Genomic DNA, 18139 nt, shown 5'->3' with positions numbered 1-18139 from the left:
GATGAGACAGATGATTACAATCAAAACTAAGTTATTACCCTTGTTGATATCGGCAGCCCTCCTTTCAGGATGTACGGTGGTGCCGGGCTCAAAACTTTCCACCAGCGGAAAAGATGTGATCGAGCAGCAGGACAGCGATTTTGACATTGATAAATACGTTAATGTCTTCCCGATGACGCCGAGTCTGGTTGAGCGGATGCGTCCGAAACCTGTGGTGGCGCGCCCTAATCCACAGCTGCAAAATGAACTGCAAAATTATGAGTACCGCATCGGCATCGGCGACGTGCTGACCGTCACCGTGTGGGATCACCCGGAACTGACCACGCCAGCGGGCCAGTACCGTAGCGCCAGCGATACCGGCAACTGGGTACACTCAGACGGCACCATTTTCTATCCTTATATCGGCCGCGTGCGCGTAGCCGGCCGTACCGTTCAAGAAGTCCGTACTGAAGTTGCTAACCGCCTGGCTCAATACATTGAGAGCCCGCAGGTTGACGTCAGCGTCGCCTCTTTCAAATCGCAAAGAGCCTATGTTACGGGCGAAGTTGCTACTTCCGGTCAACAGCCTATCACCAATGTGCCGCTGACGATTCTGGATGCGATTAATGCCGCAGGCGGCCTGACCACCAACGCTGACTGGCGCAATGTAGTGCTGACCCATAACGGCAGCGAAGTACCTGTTTCTCTGCAGGCGCTGATGCAAAATGGCGATCTCTCGCAAAACCACCTGCTTTATCCGGGCGATATTCTGTTCGTGCCGCGCAACGACGATCTTAAAGTCTTTGTGATGGGCGAAGTGAAACAGCAAACCACGCTAAAAATGGATCGCAGCGGCATGACGCTGTCAGAGGCGCTGGGCAGTGCGCAGGGCATGGATCAAACCTCAGCTGACGCTACCGGCGTCTTTGTTATCCGCCCAATCAGGGGCAAAGACCGCACTAAAATCGCTAATGTCTATCAGCTGAACCTGAAAGATGCTTCCGCGATGGTGATGGGTTCCGAATTCCAGCTTGAGCCGTACGATATCGTTTATGTCACTTCTACGCCGCTGTCGCGTTGGAACCGCGTTATCTCTCAGCTGACGCCGACCATCTCCGGCGTTTCTAACGCAACGGAAACCGTTCGCTACATCCGTAACTGGTAATACTGGGGCGATATGATTCATTCAATCCTGGTTGTCTGCGTCGGCAATATCTGCCGTTCGCCGACCGGCGAAGGTTTGCTTAAGCGCGCGCTTCCCAATAAGCGGGTAGCTTCTGCCGGGCTGAGCGCTCTGGTAGGGCATCCGGCTGATGGCACCGCCAGCGACGTCGCTATGCAACACGGCCTCTCGCTGGAGGGGCATCAGGCTCAGCAGTTCACGGCTGAACTCGCCCGCGAGTTCGACCTGATCCTGGTGATGGAAAAAAAGCATATCGATCGCATTACCCATATTGATCCGGCCGCACGCGGCAAAACCATGCTGATAGGCCACTGGCTCAATCAAATTGAGATAGCGGATCCTTACAAAAGAAGTCGTGAAGCTTTTGAAGCCGTTTACGGATTACTTGAAAACGCTACCCAGAAATGGGTCAACGTATTAAGCCGATAGTTGGGATTATTCATGAAAACAAAAAACAGGGTCATGACGGCACCGCAGGAAGAGACTAAAGGACTGCCGCTGGCGCATTTGGTTGGCCAGCTTATCGACCATCGCTGGATTATCGTTGCCGTTACCGCCGTATTTATGCTGCTGGGCACGCTTTATACGCTGTTCGCTACGCCTATCTATAGCGCCGACGCGCTGGTGCAGGTTGAACAGAAAGACACCAGTTCGGTGCTGACCAGCCTGCAGGATGCATTACCGCAGACGCCTGCGTCTGATACTGAAATTCAGATTCTACAGTCGCGCATGGTTATCGGTAAAACCGTCCACGATCTGGGCCTGGATACGGTTGTCGAGCAGAACTACTTCCCGCTGATTGGTAAAGGCCTGGCGCGCATCATGGGCGATAAGCCGGCGAATATTGCGGTTTCCCGCCTGGAGCTGCCGCTCAAGTGGAAAAAGCGCAATGTCGAACTGGAAATCAACGATGCCCAGAGCTACACCTTGAGCAAAGATGGCGACGTACTGTTTAAAGGGCGCGTTGGCCAGCTGGAACAGCATGGCGACGTGGCGATCCTGGTCAGCGGTATCGATGCCGACAAGGGCACCACCTTTACGGTGAGCAAGCTCAATGAGCTGCAGGCGATCACTATGGTGGTGAATAACCTGTCGGTTGCGGACAAAGGTAAAGATACCGGAGTGCTCGGCCTGAACTACACGGGACCGGATCAGGACAGCATCAGCAAAATCCTTAACCAGATTGTTGACAACTACCTGCTGCAAAACGTCGAGCGCAAATCAGAGCAGGCGGAGCGCAGCCTGGCCTTCCTGCGCAAGCAGCTGCCTGAAGTGCGTAACAAGCTGAACGAAGCGGAAGACAAGCTCAACGCCTATCGCCGCGAAAACGAGTCCGTCGATATGTCGCTGGAAGCGAAATCGGCGTTGGATTCCTCAGTCGACGTACAGAGCCAGTTGAACCAGCTGACTTTCCGTGAGGCGGAAGTTTCCCAGCTTTATACTAAAGATCACCCGACCTACCGCGCACTGCTGGAAAAGCGTAAAACGCTGGAAGACGAACAGGCGCAGCTGAATAAAAAAATCGCCACCATGCCGCAGACTCAGCAGGTCATCCTGCGTCTGACCCGTGACGTGCAGTCGGGCCAGGAGATCTACATGCAGTTGCTGAACCGTCAGCAGGAACTGGGGATCAGCAAAGCCAGCACCGTAGGCGATGTCCGTATCATCGACCGTGCGGAAACGGCCAACGCGCCTGTAGCGCCGAAGAAAATGCTGATCATTCTGGCAAGCCTGATTGCAGGTCTGGTTATCTCTGTAGGTATGATCCTGCTGAAAGCGCTGTTCCATCACGGCATCGAAAACCCGGAGCAGCTGGAAGAGCTGGGTATCAATGTCTATGCCAGCGTGCCGCTTTCCGACTGGCAGCGTAAGAAAGACAGCGCGGCACTGGCGCGTCGCGGCAGTAAAGTTAAAACCGATCCGCACGAAACGCTGCTGGCGCTGGGCAATCCGACGGATCTGTCGATCGAGGCAATCCGCAGCCTGCGCACCAGCCTGCACTTCGCCATGATGGAGGCGAAAAACAACGTACTGATGATCACCGGCGCCAGCCCTGGTATCGGGAAAACCTTTATCTGCGCCAACCTGGCGACGCTGGTGGCGAAAGCGGGTCAGCGAGTGCTGCTGATCGACGGCGATATGCGTCGCGGCTATACCCATGATCTGCTGGGCGCGGATAACCGTCAGGGCCTTTCCAACGTGCTTTCCGGGAAAACGGCCTTTTCCCCAGCGCTGATCCAGCAGGGCGCTTACGGCTTCGATTTCCTGCCGCGTGGTCAGGTGCCGCCGAACCCGTCTGAGCTGCTGATGCATCCGCGTATGGAGGAGTTGCTGACCTGGGCGAGCCAGAACTATGACCTGGTGCTGATCGATACGCCGCCAATCCTGGCCGTAACCGATGCTTCGATTATTGGTAAAATTGCCGGTACTTCGCTGATGGTGGCGCGCTTTGAAACCAACACCGTCAAAGAAATTGACGTGAGCTTTAAACGCTTTGAGCAAAATGGCATTGAAATCAAAGGTGTTATCCTTAACGCCGTGGTACGCAAAGCCGCTAACTCTTACGGCTATGGCTACGACTATTACGATTACGAATATAACAAGCCTGGCAAAAGCTAATTTTGATGGTTAACGGGGCGGGGCAAATCCGCCCCTTTTTATCGTCGCACAGAGACAACACGCACGCTGTACACAGGTGATTCTGTGTTTCGCGCCAGGCAAGGGCAGGCGCCCTTAACAGAATGGTTCAGCAACAGGGCATGCGTCTTCAGGCGCGGCTTTGTGCCGACACGCGGCACAGCTGCCTGTCAGAGCTGGCAACGTGTGGAATGAAGGAATCACACCATGGCTCCATATTGGTATGTATCAGGATTTTTACTGATCCTTGCGGTCGTAGAAATTCTGTTAAAGAAAGATGAACGTACTACCCATGCGCTGACCTATCTGCTGGTTATCGCGGTGGCGACGCTGGTTGTATTCGGCGGTATCCGTGGCCTCGGCACCGGCATGGATGACAATCAGTACCGCACCTTTTTCGATGCTTTTAACGAACGTATTCGGGTCAACGGCCTGGCTGATACGATTGCTTACTTCCGCTATGAGCCGCTGATTTTTGCGCTGGCCTTCCTGATCAGGCTGATTTCGCAAAACGCCGATATCTTTCTGTTTGTGTTTTGTTTACTGGCGGTATCGGTCAACGCGACCTTTTTTAAAAAGATGTCGCCTTATCCGATCGTGGCGCTGGCGCTCTATTCAGCGCATATCTTTATCAACAAAGATATGAACCAAATCCGCTTTGGTTTAAGTTCGGCGCTGTTCCTTGGCGTGCTCTGGTATATCTACCAGCAGCGTTATTGGGTGGCGCTGGTCTTTACCCTGCTGTCGTTTTTCAGCCATAACACGGCGGTAATGGTAGTCACCATTATACCTTTCCTGTTTATTCGCGATTCGCGCTGGTGGCCGGTAGCCATCATTTTGCTAAGCATTCCGGCTTCAAAAGTCGGCGGCACCAGCTTTATTTCGCTGATCTCCTCGCACCTCGGATCGCTGGGTGAGAGGGCGGAAGGCTATAACGGCGAAGCCTCTAACGCGGGCGAGGGCAGCATCTTTTCGGTATCTAACCTGAAAAATATTATGCTGGTCTTTATCTTCGTTTATTGCCTGCTAAGCGACGAAATAAAAAAATATAATTACCAGCAATACCGCCTTAATTATCTGCTGGTGCTGGCTTTTGCCCTCGGCGGCGGCATCCGTATTTTCTTCTATAACTATTCGTCGGGTGCGCGTCTTTCCAACTATTTGTTGCAGGTTGAACCAGTTATTCTGGCTGCGCTGGTATATCAGGCTAAACCGATCCTTAAACCAGTAATGTTCGCGATGTTTGCTTTCTTTCTTGTCTACTACCTCTACTACAACACGATTTCTCTGAAGCAGGCCGTCACCGGCTATGAAGTGGCTCAGGGATTCAAACTGTTTTATTGATCGGAGAGGTAACATGATTAAATCCCTTATTGCCGTGGCAGTCCTGTCAGCATCCTGTCTGGCACAGGCCGCTAACGAAAGCGACGCCTTTGTTATCGCCGCGTATGGCGACTCCACCACCGCAGGCGTTATGTCCTCCGGCGGTAAAAATATTATTACGCCAGGTAATGAACTGGCTTACCTGCAAAAGATGCTGCAGAGCAAGTATGGCAGCGCTATTGAAGTAGAAAATCACGGTTTGCCGGGCGCTCAGGCGGCAGCCTTGCTCTACCGCAAGGGGCAGGAGGATACCAGCCTGTGGCGCGAGCGCATGGATAACTCCAGCGCGAAAATTATCCTGCTGAATTTTGCCATTAACGATGCACGCCACTTTTTCTTTAAAGACAAAAATGCTCATCTGGAAAGCCCTGAAGAGTATGCTCGCCTGATGACCGAGCTGGTAAAAGAGGCAAAAGCGCACAACAAGCTGGTCGTGCTGCAGGAGCCAAACCCGATCTGCGGTAAAGCCGAACGCTGGAATGTCTGGCCTTACGTTTATCAGCTTAATGAAGTGGCGAAAGCGCAGGACGTGCCCATTGTAAAACAGTGGTCGGCCATCAAAGCGCAGCGCGACTGGCAGAGCGGCATGTCGCCGGACTGCATTCATCCTTCCGAAATGCTCTATCAGCAAAAAGCGCAGCAGACGTTTAACGTGATCAGTGCCAACTTCGATAAGGAACTGTCGCAGCCAGGCAGCTAAATCCCAACCGTATCTGTGGCTTCAGGAGTTGTCATGTATGTAGTAATCATGATGGTGTCGTTTTGCCTTGCGCTGCTTATTTTGCGCGCGACCTCATTTCATAAAGGCATTTATAACCCCAGCGGAATTAAAAGTATCTCCGGGCTGCGTGCGCTGCTGGCCAGCATCGTTGCCTTCTCGCATTTAGTGCATTATCTCTATTCACTGGATGGCAACTGGATTTTTGATAAAGATTATTTTGCCTGGTTTTCGGAAGGGAATTTTTTCGTTAACGCGGGCAAGTTTGGCGTGCTGCTGTTCTTTATGATCTCGGCTTTTTTATTCTACCGTTGGGTCGATAACGACGGCATGCCCGCAAGCCAGCTCACCTGGAAACTACTGAAATCTCGTGTTCGCCGCATTGTGCCGATGTTCTGGTTCTCCGGCCTGGTGATTCTCCTTGTTGGGCTGGCGCAGGGCGGTTTGCAAATCGATGCTAACAGCATTGTTGATGCCGTACTTTGGCTACTATTCGTCGGTAGCTACCATATTGGCCACTTTCTTACCGCCGATGTTAACGCTGGCGTAGAATGGACGCTGCGCCTTGAATGGCTGCTTTACCTTTCTATCCCGCTGATATTCATCGTAAATCGCGCCACGCAGGGTAAATATAAAACGCTTCTAATCCTCGGTTCTGTCGGCGTCATTTTCTGTATCGCCGTTGCTCTGCGCCTGTGGGGCAAGACCTACACCGATCCGCGTCCCGTACTTGGCTTTGCTATGGGCTATATCGCCTATACCTGGCGCGATCGGCTGGTGCGCTATAAGAACTCGCGTCCGGCAAGCGTGCTCTGCATCCTGCTGGCGGTTTTCGCGCTGGCTTTTACCAGCAACGCTTTCTGGTATTTGGCGTTTCTTTGCTGCCTGACGGTGATTTTTTTCGTGGTCAGCAGCGGCAACAACCTGATGGGCATGCTGGAGAATAAAACCCTGATGTCGATCGGCGAGGTGAGCTACAGCCTCTATCTTATCCACGGCGTGGTGCTCTACTTTATCAAGCAGATCCCGCATAGCATGCTGCCGCACAATATGGTGGTTTATACCCTGATTTCAACTTTGTTCTTTGTGGCTTCGTTCTACGTAGCGAAGATGACCTATCTGTTCGTCGAGAAACCATTTATCGGCAGCAGCAACAAGAACAAGGTGGCGGCTCAGGTTTCGCCCGTTAAGCAGCGCCGCTCCGGTAACCCTTAATTATCAACGGGAGCGCGCCGTCGTCGCCGCGTGACGCGCAGACCGTTACTTATAGATTTCAGCCCTGATTTAAGAGGTACTGGCATGAAGGATATCCGTTTCTCCATTGTAATACCTGCGTACAACGCCTCGCAGTCGATCGCCACGACGCTGGATTGCGTTAAGGCGCAGAGCTACCGCAATTTTGAAGTGATTATCATCGACGATAAATCAGACGACGCGGCGGCGCTGGCGGCTCTGGTCAATAGCGAGCGCTATAGCGAACTCAATATCCAGCTGGTTCTGTCACAGGAGAAGCTCAACGGCGCAGGGGCGCGTAATAAAGGTATTGAGCTGGCGAGCGGCGATTTTATCAGCTTTCTGGATGCTGATGACGAATGGCATGCCGACAAGCTAAAAGAGTCGGCCGCGAAAATTGCCGAGCTGGAAGCGCGGGGCGTCGAGAACTACGTTATCTTCAGCCAGGTCAATATCTGGCAGGATGGCAGCTTCCTGAAGGTAATGCCAATGCAGCCACCGGGCACCGGTGAAACTATCGCCGAGTATCTGTTTGGCTGCTACGGTTTTATGCAGACCAGCACACTGGTGCTGAAGCGCGAAGATGCAATAAAAATTCAATTTGATACGCGTTACCGCCGTCATCAGGATTATGATTTCTGCATCCGGGCCGATCGCATGGGTTACCGCTTTGAGATGATCGCTCGTCCGCTGGCTAACTATCATCTCATCACCCACTTTGGCTCAAAGCACAAAGGCGAATCCGTTAAATACTCTTATTTCTGGCTTGACTGCATGAAGCCCTGGCTGACGGCGCGTGATATTCATACCTACAAAGCTTACAAGCTGCCGCTGCGCTACAAAATGGACGGTAAATCGTTACAGGCCAGCATAAGTTTCGCCCGCTATTTCCTTTTGACCAATAAAGATAATCAGGCCTACTTTATCAACCGTCTGAAAGACAAGCTGAAAGAGCGTTTTGGTGGCAAGAAGCTCTCTACCGAATAAGTCAGATTTTATGGCCGGAGCAGGGCAGCATTGCGGTATTGTCCCGTGCGCCCATGACGTTCGCCAAATCTTTTGGCGACCGACCTTTTGCAGAATGATTCAGTATTGTTTCGCGGTAAGCGCGAGACGATTCTCTCCGTTTTTTACAGATTCAGGTAACCAGATGAACAATCATGTTGGCACCGTCGGCATAGTTATGCCGATGTATAACGCGCGGCAGACCGTTTTGCGCGCCGTACAGTCGATAATCGACCAGACTTACTCCGACTGGCACCTCTACCTGGTTAATGACAAATCAACCGATGACTCGCTGGCGCTGGTGCGTGAGCAGTGCCGCGATCCCCGCATCACCATTATTGAAAACGAAGTTAACCTGGGCGCGGCTGAGACGCGCAATGTCGGCCTGCGCGCGGCACAGCAGGAGATCATCGCTTTCCTGGACAGCGACGATGAATGGCACCCGGAAAAACTGGCACGCCAAACCGCAGCTATCGCCGCTGGCGATAATTTTGTTATCACGCACTACCACTACAAAACGCGTAGGGCCGATCACGATATCGTCTACGGCAAGCCTGTACTGCTGCGGGACAGCTTTGTGAAAAAGCAGTACCGCGTCTGTTTCTCTTCGGTCTGTTTCCGCCGTCCGCCTCAGGGCATCTTTTTCCAGCGCAAAGGGCATGAGGATTTCCTTTTCCTTTATGAACTGTTCAGCCTTTATGGTCAGGCGCGCGTCATTCCGGAAATTCTGGTGAACTACTATGAGCTGGGCGATTCGCTGTCGCGCAATAAAAACCGCGCCGCGCAGTGGCATCTGGAACTATTAAGAATTATCTATAAAAACAATCCCTTTAAAATCTATTACTATTACGGCTGGTACATGGTCAATGGCGTGCTGTTTACCCTGAAGCATCGATAAGCCAGAGCAATGTAGTAGTGGTTTTTCATTTTTTCTGAGATGGATAGCGGTTCATGAAAAAAATTGTCCTGGTGATCAAAGACGCCTATTCCTATGCCGGTACGGAAAATATCTGCAACTTTATGTCAGAGTGCCTGGGCGAAAGCTGTGAGGTCACCATTTATTCGCTGGAGGGCAGCGGCAAACCTTTCTATCCCTTCAGCCAGGTAAAAGAAATCGTCAGCTTTGCGGGCCACAGCAACCCAATCAAAAGCGCCGTCCAGCGGGTGAACGCCGAAAAATTCGACAGCGTTTTTCTGATTAGCATGGGGCGCCTCAGCGTGATGTATGCCTTGTGGAGCCTGCTGTCGCTAAAAAAGAAACATGGCAAAGCCTACGCCTGCGAGCACATTGCTATCAACTCTTTCGGTAAGCCAATCAAGTTTCTGAAATACCTGCTGCTGCGCTACTACGACAGCGTTGTGGTACTGACCGAAAAAGATCGGCAGGTTTTCCGCGGCTGGGGCATTCCCAGCCAGCAAATTCCCAATCCGGTCGTTTATAAAAACTGGCAGCGCGAAACGCGTAGCCGCCAGGCGCTGGCGGTAGGCCGCCTGGATCATCAAAAGGGCTTCGATCTGCTGCTGGATATCTGGCAAGACTTTGCTCGCGCCCATCCTGAATGGAAGCTGGTTATTGCCGGTGACGGTGAACTGCGCCAGCAGCTGCAGGATCAGGCTGCCAGCCTCGGCATCAGCGACAGCGTGAACTTTGTCGGCAAGGTCAGCAACATCAATGATTACTACCGTGACAGCGATATGGCGCTGATGACTTCACGCTATGAGGGCCTGCCGCTGGTGCTGCTGGAGGCAAAATCCTGGTCACTGCCGGTGGTCGCCTATGACTGCCCGACCGGCCCACAGGAGATCATCGACAATGAAAAGGATGGTTTCCTGGTAGCAATGAACAATAAAGCTGAATTTTTGGCGCGCATGGAACAGCTTGCCAATGATGACCGGCTCTTTTTCGCCATGAGCGAAAATACCCGGACAACCGCGCTGAAGTTTGACGGTAAAAAAATAAAACAGAGCTGGCTCGCTCTGGCGTAGCCCGGCCGCACTACATTACCTCAGGGCTAACTTATTTAACCCGACAGGGTTCACCAGAGCACAGGAACAAGCATGAAAAGAAGAGAAGTTTTACAAACGGCAGCCTCCTCGGTTATCGCCGCCCTCTCTGTGAGTACTTTTTCCAGCTATGCAGCCAAAAATTCCGCCGTTGCCGGTAAAACGGATACGCCAGCCGATCTGCCGCCGGGCGATGCCCATGGCGTTAATTTTAGCCAGCGGCTGGCGGAGCCAGGCGGCTATCAGCTGATCGGCGAAATCCCTTCAGTAGTCGCGCTACGCAACGTCAAACCTTTGTTTGAAGGCGCCAAAATTAAGCTAAAAAGCTGGCATGAAGGTCGCGAAGTCGGCGGTGGTGAATTTGTCGGCAGTTTAAGTCCGGCGCAGGACGATGGCGGCGTCGTTATCGCGGGCGAAGGCTTCCACTGGCAGCGCGTGGTGGAAGATTATAATCGTTTGACGCTGTTTGATTTCGGTGCGATTGCCGATGGTAAAACCGATGCGGCCGATGCAATACGCGCGATGTATGCCTGGGCGCAAAACAACAACCAGCAGGTTTCCATCCAGTTTCCCGCCGGTCGTTTCTTTGTCTCAAAATTTGATGTCTCAAATAAAAGCAGCCGCTTTTTCCGTCTGGCCGGCGCGCCGGTAAACTTTGGCTATTTCCCCACGACCACGCTGGTTTCCGATGGCGCATCGGAATTTGTGTTTAGCGTGATGGCGCGCTGGGTGGAAATCGCCAATATCAGCTTTGACGGCGGTATCGACAAACGGCCGAACATGCAGGGCTTCTTCCATAACAGCTGCCCGGCGGGCCAGTTTTTCCGCGGCACCAGCCTGCGCTTCAGCCAGGTTGGCGGCGTTTCGCTCAGCCTGATGGATACGTTGGACTGCAAAATAGATCAGTGGTATGCCTCGCACTGTACCGGAGACGTGATCAAAGGCGTTTGGTCGTTTACCAAAAAAGGTAACTGGGATCACAATACTGCCGTCGAACTGTCAAACTTCAATGCGCAACATTGTGATGGCAAAGTTATCAACCTGCCGCGCTGCAGCCAGTCATTTATTTATAACGGCTGGATTGAGCATAGCCCTTATCCGGGTGATATCTCCGATGGGCAATGGATTATCGACGGCCTGAGCATGGAAGGATGCAAGAACCCGCTCAACGCTCGCAATGCGCGACTGAACCTGCGGCAGATAAACCTGCAGGTAGGCAGCCGCATCGATAACGCCATCGTGCCAGGGAGCTGGCTCAGCAGCTTTGAGCTCGGTTCAACGCGCATCGAGTCTTTTGGCGCGGCGCTTGATGGCAGCCTGAAATATGGTCATGTTACCGGGAAGCATCGTCTGGAGAACAAAAACGACTCGGAGCAGTGGGTTGAGTTAGGCCGCTTTTACTCGCCGGAAGCGGGAGATAGCTGGGAAGTTGAAATCATGGGCGACGACGGCAAAGCGCTGATCCAACTACAGCGGCAGCCGCATAAAAGCAGCGCCAGCTGGCATAGCGAGAACAACAGCCCGGTTACTGACGTCGCCTATTACGCGCCTTACGATAGCGACGCTATTATCTGTGTAAAACTGGCGCCACAGGTTTCCTCAGCCGTAGTGCTATTGAAAACTACCGGCAAAGATCGCTACCTGACCGGCAAATGCGCCCGTTTTAACGCCACGCTGAAAAAGCTTGATAAAGCACCGGGGCAGGGCAGCCAGAAAGCGGAAACTCGCTTTTCCATGCAGAGCGGCAAGGTAGCAATCGGCGGGACTAATGAAGGCGAATTGTTACTTTCCGCCAATACGATTACGGCTGACCGCGTCAATGCGTCCAGCCCGGCCGGGTACATTTCAGTGCTGATTAATGGGGAGCACTGCGCCCTGCCTTATTTTAAAATAAAATAATTATGTCACCGACAACGTTGATGCAGGGATGCGGACGTTTTTATTTGGATAAACTTTGATGATAGTGTGGTGGCTCTAATGAAAGACTTATCGGTTGTCATACCCGTTTATAATACTGGTGAACACCTGCCGCAATTATTTGAGCAACTGCTGCAATTTCCGGCACAGCGCGTTGATATTATTTTGGTGAATGATGGTTCTCAGGATAACAGCAAAGCTCTGTGCGAAGAAATGGCGGCAAAGACAGATAATTTCTTTTTAATCGATAAGCCCAACGGTGGCGTTTCCAGCGCCCGCAACACCGGTATCGAGGCGCTAACCAGCCGCTATGTCTGGTTTTGCGACGCCGATGACCGTTTTTCGCCGGAAAAAATTATCGCCTTAATTGATGAAGCTGCTGGCGACGCCAGTCCGGACGCGCTTTGTTTCTCCTACGAACAGCTGACGCAAAGCAGCGGGCAAAGCGACAAGTGTATTTTTCCGCAGGATCGCTGTAGCGGCAGAGAGGCTATAGTTAAATATAATTCTTATGACGGGCCGAACAATCTGAGCACGGTCTGGAACAAGCTTTTCCTGGTGGCCACGCTGCACCAGCACAAGCTGCGTTTTGATACCAGTATGCATCACTCAGAAGATCGCGCCTTCAACCTTAATTTTCTCTACCTTTCGCAGGAAGTCGTACTGTCGCCACAGCTCTGCTATCAGTATATCCGTTATCCGTCGGGCACGCTGGCTACCAGCTATTCCGCCAGCCGCATAGAAGATACTAAAAAGTCCGATCGGATATTTTTAGGTATGATGCAAAATCTGGGCAAGAAGACGGAACCACTGGCCGATATGATGCGATTTAATTATATGAGCATGTTAACGGAAAATATAATTAAGTCTCAGCTCTCGTTTTTTGCCGGCTATCGCCCGGTTAAAAAAGAATACAGCAGTAATCGCGGCAACGATTACCAGGTTAATCACTTCAGCGCGGGGCGCTCAGCACAGGTTCTGTGCCAGCTGCTCAACTGGCGCTTGCCTTTTCTCTACTATTCAATTTTCTGGCTAAAAGAGAAATTAAAATAATATTTTGTAGATGGTTAACACAGGGGCCTTCCCGGCATGGTGGACAGAAAAAAAATTAAAAGTGCGGCCATATGGTCCGCATTTGAAGCACTTTCTTCAGCAGCGCTCAGCATTATTTCCGTAGTCTTCCTGGCGCGTATTCTTAACCCAGATGACTACGGTAAAATTGCCGCCGCGCAGACCATTGCAGCCTTAATGGTGTTGGTGCTTAGCCTTGGCCTGACCGAAGCGGTTATCCAGCGTAAGGATCTCACCCAAAAGCTGCAGCTTACCGTGCTCTGGAGCACATTAGGCCTGAGCCTGTTCAGTTTTCTGCTTTCGCTGGCGATCGCGCTTTATATCGACCATGCCTGGAACAGTAAAATTATCGCTATCATCATGGTAAGCGAGGGCATCGGCGCCGCAATGCAGATTGCTGTAGTGCTGCCTACCGGGCTGCTGATGAAAAACCTGGAGATGAGCGCGCTAACCAAGCGGACGCTAATCTCACGGCTTTGCTTCTTCGCCGTTGCTATTCCCATGGCGCTGAACGGCTTCGGGCTGTGGAGCGTAGTGTTGGGCAGCCTGCTGCAAAACAGCATCGCCACGCTGCTGATCTATGTGCAGGCGCGAAAGATTTTACCCAAAGGCTTCTACTTCAATCTGAAAGATCTTATCGAACTGTGCAAATTCGGCCTGTTCGTAATGATTGAAAACCTGCTGTGGAATGTCTTATCGCGCGTGTTCAGCCTGCTGATCCTTAGCTTTCACGGCGTGGCGCAGCTCGGTATTTACAACATGTCGACCCGTCTGACAGATGCCATTATGAACATCCTTAACACGGTGATTGGCCGTATGGCGCTGCCGGTATTCTCCTCGGTGCAGGACGATCGCAACAGGCTGATTAGCGCCTTTTACAAGGCGACAAAAATCTTTAACTACGTTTCGATGCCTGCTTTTGTCGGCATCGCGCTTACCTGTAACGACTGGCTGCCGCTGGTACTAGGCGAACACTGGCGTCCGGCGGTACCAATTATTCAGGTTATCGCTATTATGAACGCCGTTATGTTTTCGCGTATGTTTGTCGGCATCGTCATGAAAGCGGTAGGGCAGTCGCGCCGTTTCCTCTACCTGTCGCTGACTTCGGCCATTGTTGCCGTTATCTCAGCGCTGGCTACCGCTAAGCTGTCGCTGATTGAAACCATGATGACCTGGTCCTCGATGCGTGTGATTATCACTATCCCGCTCGGCATCTGGCTGATGAAACGCATTATTTCTCTGGGCGTTATCGATCAGCTGCGGCCGGTATTCTACCCGGCATTAACCACGCTGGTTATGGCGCTGGCGCTGCTTCTGTTCCGCTACGTTGGCACGGGACTGACAGGAAACCCTGTGGTCTATGTGATCAGCGAGATCGGCGTCGGCGTACTGGCTTATCTGCTGGTAATGGGCGTTTTGTTTAAACTAAAAAAAATCCAAATTTAAATATCTGTTATGGTGACATATGAATAACGTAATGATTGACCTAAAAAACCAGCTAAATGCCATTGTTGCAGAGATTAAAGACAAGAATGATGTCATCTATCTTGATTACCCTTTTTACCATAACGTTGGCGACTTATTGATTTATGCAGGCACGCTGCAATTTTTCAAAGATAACCATATCAACGTAAAACTTTTTCGCTCTGAAAAAGATTTTGATGTTGCGGAAATTCGTAAGTACCTGACGCCTAATACCACTATCCTTTGCCAGGGCGGCGGTAATTTTGGCGATATCTACTTTGTGCATCAGAATTTACGCGAGCAGGTGGTGAAAAACTTCCGCCAGAATAAAGTTATTATCATGCCGCAAAGTTCGCACTTCTCGGACGAAAAACGCCTGGCCGAGTCGGCGTCTATTTTCCGCCAGCATCCGGATGTGGTTATCTTCTCGCGTGATACCAGAAGCCATGAACTTTCTAAGCGCTTCACGGACAACGGCAAACTGATGCCGGATATGGCGCATCAGCTATATGGCTCTCTGAAAATGAAAAACCGTAAGGAAGAAGATAAGCTTTACTTCCTGCGCGTCGATTGTGAAGCCAGCGCCGATCAGAACGCTTACGGTGTGCCGCAGGGAACAAAAACTTTTGACTGGGTCGATTTGATTACCGAAGGCGACCTGAAAAAAATCCGCTTCCTGCATCGCGCAGCGAAAGTGGGCAGAAAGCTGAACTCCACGCTGATTAAAAATTATGTCGACAAAGCCTGGCGTAACCACACGCTGGAAATGGCTAACCGTAACGCGCATCTCTTCTCTGGCTATAAAGAAGTGGTGACTTCGCGTATGCACGGTCATATTCTCTCTTGTCTGGTAGATACCGACAACGTGCTGATTGATAATTCTTATGGCAAAAACAGCGGCTACTATGCGCAGTGGACGCAGAATATCGACAATGCCCATCTTTTTAGCCAGGGCTAATCAATTTGACCTGAACAGGGGAGAGCGGTGATGTTACCGATCTATATCGTCTCTTTGAAAAGAGATATCCAGCGGCGTGAAACGCTGTCCGCTATTCTGGACAAATATGCGCTGAACTACGAATTTGTCGATGCGGTTTACGGCAAAGACTTGCCGGCCGAAGAGGTGGCTAAGTTCAAAGTAGACGGCGTGACGCGACGGAAAGGACACAAACCTACCGCTGGCGAGCTTGGCTGCACGCTGAGCCATCTTAAAATTTATCAGATCATGCAGGAACGCGGCCAGCCGTGGGCCTGCATTCTGGAAGACGATGCCATTCTGGACGCGCGCTTCGCTGATTTTTGCCGTGGTTTTGACAATGGCGACTATAGCGCGCTGCATGACGACGAGCTTTACCTGCTTGGTGGGCAAAACGGTTTACGCTGCGCGCCTTATGTAGCTTTAAGCCACTGGTACAAAAAGCGCGTGGGCAGCGAGCGTTTTCGTAAATCGATCAAAAGCGAAAACTTTCTGTTTCGTACCTGCTGCTATCTGATTGGCGCGGGATCCGCAGCTAAGCTGACAGCCCTGGCGCGTGAAGAATTTTTTGTGGCCGATGAGTGGAATTATTTCCTGCGTAAGGGCATCTTCAACAATATCTTTGTTGCGAATTTTGTCGACCACCCACTCGATCTGACCACCAGTCTGATCGAGCAGGAACGTAAAGAGCAGCAGCTGAAAGCCTTCGGGCAATCTGCTGCCGTTGCCGCGCCTTCGGCGCTGTCGCTTTCCGTGGTAAAACCGCGTGTAAAACGTGCGCTATTGATTTGCCGCGCTCAGCTCCGCGCTTTCTATATTTGATTTCGTTCTGAAAAAGTGCGCCCGGTGATTTTTCGCCGCGGCGCATTTCTTGTTTAATATGGATATTTTATCACCAGTGCGCAAAATATATTTCCTGCGTTCTGCGAAACAGGTCTGATTATTTTAGCCCGCTGCAATAGCCGGGTATGATAATAAGAAAATCCGCAGAGACTGACAAAAGCGCCTTTTTTTCCGGCTTTTTTTCAGATAAAGATTATACTTGCCGGACCGGCCGATCCTGCATAATCGACCCATGACTTCACTTCATTATATGGAACAAATATGACCAAGCTTAAAGCAGTTATCCCCGTTGCGGGTCTGGGTATGCACATGCTCCCTGCTACAAAAGCCATTCCTAAAGAGATGCTGCCAGTTGTCGACAAGCCGATGATTCAGTACATCATCGATGAGTGCGTGGCGGCGGGCATCAAGGAAATTGTCCTGGTCACTCATGCATCCAAGAATGCGGTTGAAAACCATTTCGATACCTCTTACGAGCTGGAAGCCCTGCTGGAAGCGCGCGTTAAGCGCTCGCTGCTGAGCGAAGTGCAGTCTATCTGCCCGCCGGGCGTAACTATTATGAACGTGCGTCAGCCGCAGCCGCTGGGCCTGGCTAACTCTATTCTGTGCGCGCGCCCAATGCTGCACGATGAAGCTTTCGTCGTGGTGCTGCCAGACGTTCTGCTGGATGACTCTACCGCCGATCCACTGCGCTACAACCTTGCTGCAATGGTGGCGCGTTTTGAAGAGACGGGTCATAGCCAGGTGCTGGCGCACCACATGCCGGAAGCCGATCTCTCTGAATACTCGGTGATTAAAACTCAGGAAACCCTGGATAACCCGGGCCAGACCAGCCAAATCGTTGATTTTGTAGAAAAACCAGAGCAGCCGCAAACGCTGCAGTCCGATCTGGCCGCGGTAGGCCGCTATGTGCTTTCTGCAGATATCTGGGCAGAACTGGAAAACCTGGAACCGGGCGCATGGGGCCGCTACCAGCTGACTGATGCCATTGCCAGCCTGGCGAAAAAGCAGCGTGTCGATGCGCAGCAGCTGACCGGCGTCAGCTTTGACTGCGGCCGTAAAATGGGCTATATGAAAGCCTTCGTTTCCTGGGGCCTGCGTAACAACGCCCAGGGACGCGAATTCCGCGAAGAAATCAAAAAGATTCTGGCGAAGTAATTTATCTACGCAAGGCCGCGCCCGCGCGGCTGAAAAGGAGTTGATATGGCTATTTTGGTAACAGGCGGCGCTGGCTACATTGGTTCCCATACGGTGCTGACGCTGCTGCAGCGCGGCGACGATGTGGTGGTCCTGGATAACCTGAGCAATGCTTCCCGTGAATCGATCAACCGCGTAGAAAACCTGACCGGTAAAAAAGCGGTATTCTGCGAAGGCGATATTCTGGATCGCGCTTGCCTGCGCGATCTTTTCGCCCAGCACAAAATCACTGCTGTTATCCATTTTGCGGGCCTGAAGGCGGTTGGCGAATCTACCCGCATGCCGCTGGAGTATTACCAGAATAACGTCACCGGTACGCTGGTACTGCTGGAAGAGATGCGCGCCGCAGGCGTCAATCAGTTTATCTTCAGCTCTTCCGCCACCGTTTATGGCGCGGATGCGCCGGTGCCTTATGTAGAAACTACGCCTATCGGTGGCACCACCAGCCCTTATGGCACCTCTAAGCTGATGGTTGAGTTTATCCTGCGCGATTACGCAAAAGCGAACCCGGACTTTAAAGCTATCGCGC

16 protein-coding genes are annotated in these 18139 nt (G+C 51.8%); all 16 read left to right on the top strand.

Annotated elements, in window-relative coordinates:
* The first annotated feature begins 1 nt into the window (after nucleotide 1).
* The gene (locus tag ACETPC_RS05015) at nucleotides 2-1144 is read left to right on the top strand and encodes a polysaccharide export protein (RefSeq protein ID WP_380179204.1); all 1143 of its coding nucleotides are present in this window, start codon (nucleotides 2-4) and stop codon (nucleotides 1142-1144) included.
* Nucleotides 1145-1156: 12 nt separating this feature from the next.
* The gene (locus ACETPC_RS05010) at nucleotides 1157-1591 is read left to right on the top strand and encodes a protein tyrosine phosphatase (protein WP_380179202.1); all 435 of its coding nucleotides are present in this window, start codon (nucleotides 1157-1159) and stop codon (nucleotides 1589-1591) included.
* Between the two features lie 12 nt (nucleotides 1592-1603).
* Nucleotides 1604-3781, top strand: a complete 2178-nt coding sequence (wzc, locus tag ACETPC_RS05005) for a tyrosine-protein kinase Wzc (protein ID WP_380179200.1) — start codon at nucleotides 1604-1606, stop codon at nucleotides 3779-3781.
* Between the two features lie 225 nt (nucleotides 3782-4006).
* Nucleotides 4007-5143: an EpsG family protein gene (locus ACETPC_RS05000; RefSeq protein ID WP_380179198.1), complete on the top strand. Its 1137-nt coding sequence runs from the start codon at nucleotides 4007-4009 to the stop codon at nucleotides 5141-5143.
* 13 nt (nucleotides 5144-5156) lie between these two features.
* On the top strand, nucleotides 5157-5882 hold the full coding sequence (locus ACETPC_RS04995) for an SGNH/GDSL hydrolase family protein (protein ID WP_380179196.1): 726 nt from the start codon (nucleotides 5157-5159) through the stop codon (nucleotides 5880-5882).
* 33 nt (nucleotides 5883-5915) lie between these two features.
* Complete coding sequence (locus ACETPC_RS04990) at nucleotides 5916-7115, top strand: acyltransferase family protein (protein WP_380179194.1); 1200 nt, start codon at nucleotides 5916-5918, stop codon at nucleotides 7113-7115.
* Nucleotides 7116-7199: 84 nt separating this feature from the next.
* Entirely contained in the window at nucleotides 7200-8120 is a 921-nt protein-coding gene (locus ACETPC_RS04985; protein ID WP_380179192.1) for a glycosyltransferase family 2 protein, read from the top strand.
* Between the two features lie 163 nt (nucleotides 8121-8283).
* Entirely contained in the window at nucleotides 8284-9036 is a 753-nt protein-coding gene (locus ACETPC_RS04980) for a glycosyltransferase family 2 protein (protein ID WP_380179190.1), read from the top strand.
* Between the two features lie 53 nt (nucleotides 9037-9089).
* Entirely contained in the window at nucleotides 9090-10124 is a 1035-nt protein-coding gene (locus ACETPC_RS04975) for a glycosyltransferase family 4 protein (RefSeq protein ID WP_380179188.1), read from the top strand.
* 72 nt (nucleotides 10125-10196) lie between these two features.
* Nucleotides 10197-12041, top strand: a complete 1845-nt coding sequence (locus tag ACETPC_RS04970; protein ID WP_380179186.1) for an amylovoran biosynthesis protein AmsF — start codon at nucleotides 10197-10199, stop codon at nucleotides 12039-12041.
* A gap of 78 nt (nucleotides 12042-12119) precedes the next feature.
* Nucleotides 12120-13112: a glycosyltransferase family 2 protein gene (locus ACETPC_RS04965; RefSeq protein ID WP_380179184.1), complete on the top strand. Its 993-nt coding sequence runs from the start codon at nucleotides 12120-12122 to the stop codon at nucleotides 13110-13112.
* A gap of 36 nt (nucleotides 13113-13148) precedes the next feature.
* Nucleotides 13149-14576 carry an oligosaccharide flippase family protein gene (locus ACETPC_RS04960; RefSeq protein ID WP_380179182.1) on the top strand — a complete coding sequence of 476 codons (1428 nt, stop codon included), beginning with the start codon at nucleotides 13149-13151 and terminating at the stop codon, nucleotides 14574-14576.
* Between the two features lie 31 nt (nucleotides 14577-14607).
* Nucleotides 14608-15552 carry a polysaccharide pyruvyl transferase family protein gene (locus ACETPC_RS04955; protein ID WP_380179180.1) on the top strand — a complete coding sequence of 315 codons (945 nt, stop codon included), beginning with the start codon at nucleotides 14608-14610 and terminating at the stop codon, nucleotides 15550-15552.
* Between the two features lie 30 nt (nucleotides 15553-15582).
* Complete coding sequence (locus ACETPC_RS04950; RefSeq protein WP_380179178.1) at nucleotides 15583-16392, top strand: glycosyltransferase family 25 protein; 810 nt, start codon at nucleotides 15583-15585, stop codon at nucleotides 16390-16392.
* Nucleotides 16393-16674: 282 nt separating this feature from the next.
* Nucleotides 16675-17571 (top strand): UTP--glucose-1-phosphate uridylyltransferase GalF, encoded by an 897-nt coding sequence (gene galF / locus ACETPC_RS04945; RefSeq protein ID WP_380179176.1) that lies wholly within the window; start codon nucleotides 16675-16677, stop codon nucleotides 17569-17571.
* Between the two features lie 45 nt (nucleotides 17572-17616).
* A partial coding sequence (locus ACETPC_RS04940) for an SDR family NAD(P)-dependent oxidoreductase (protein ID WP_380179174.1) occupies nucleotides 17617-18139 on the top strand: 523 nt, incomplete at its 3' end.

Source organism: Pantoea sp. sgz302252 (assembly GCF_042610525.1).
In the GTDB taxonomy this organism is placed as follows: Bacteria; Pseudomonadota; Gammaproteobacteria; order Enterobacterales; family Enterobacteriaceae; genus Erwinia.
This window is presented reverse-complemented; position numbering and strand designations above follow the sequence as displayed.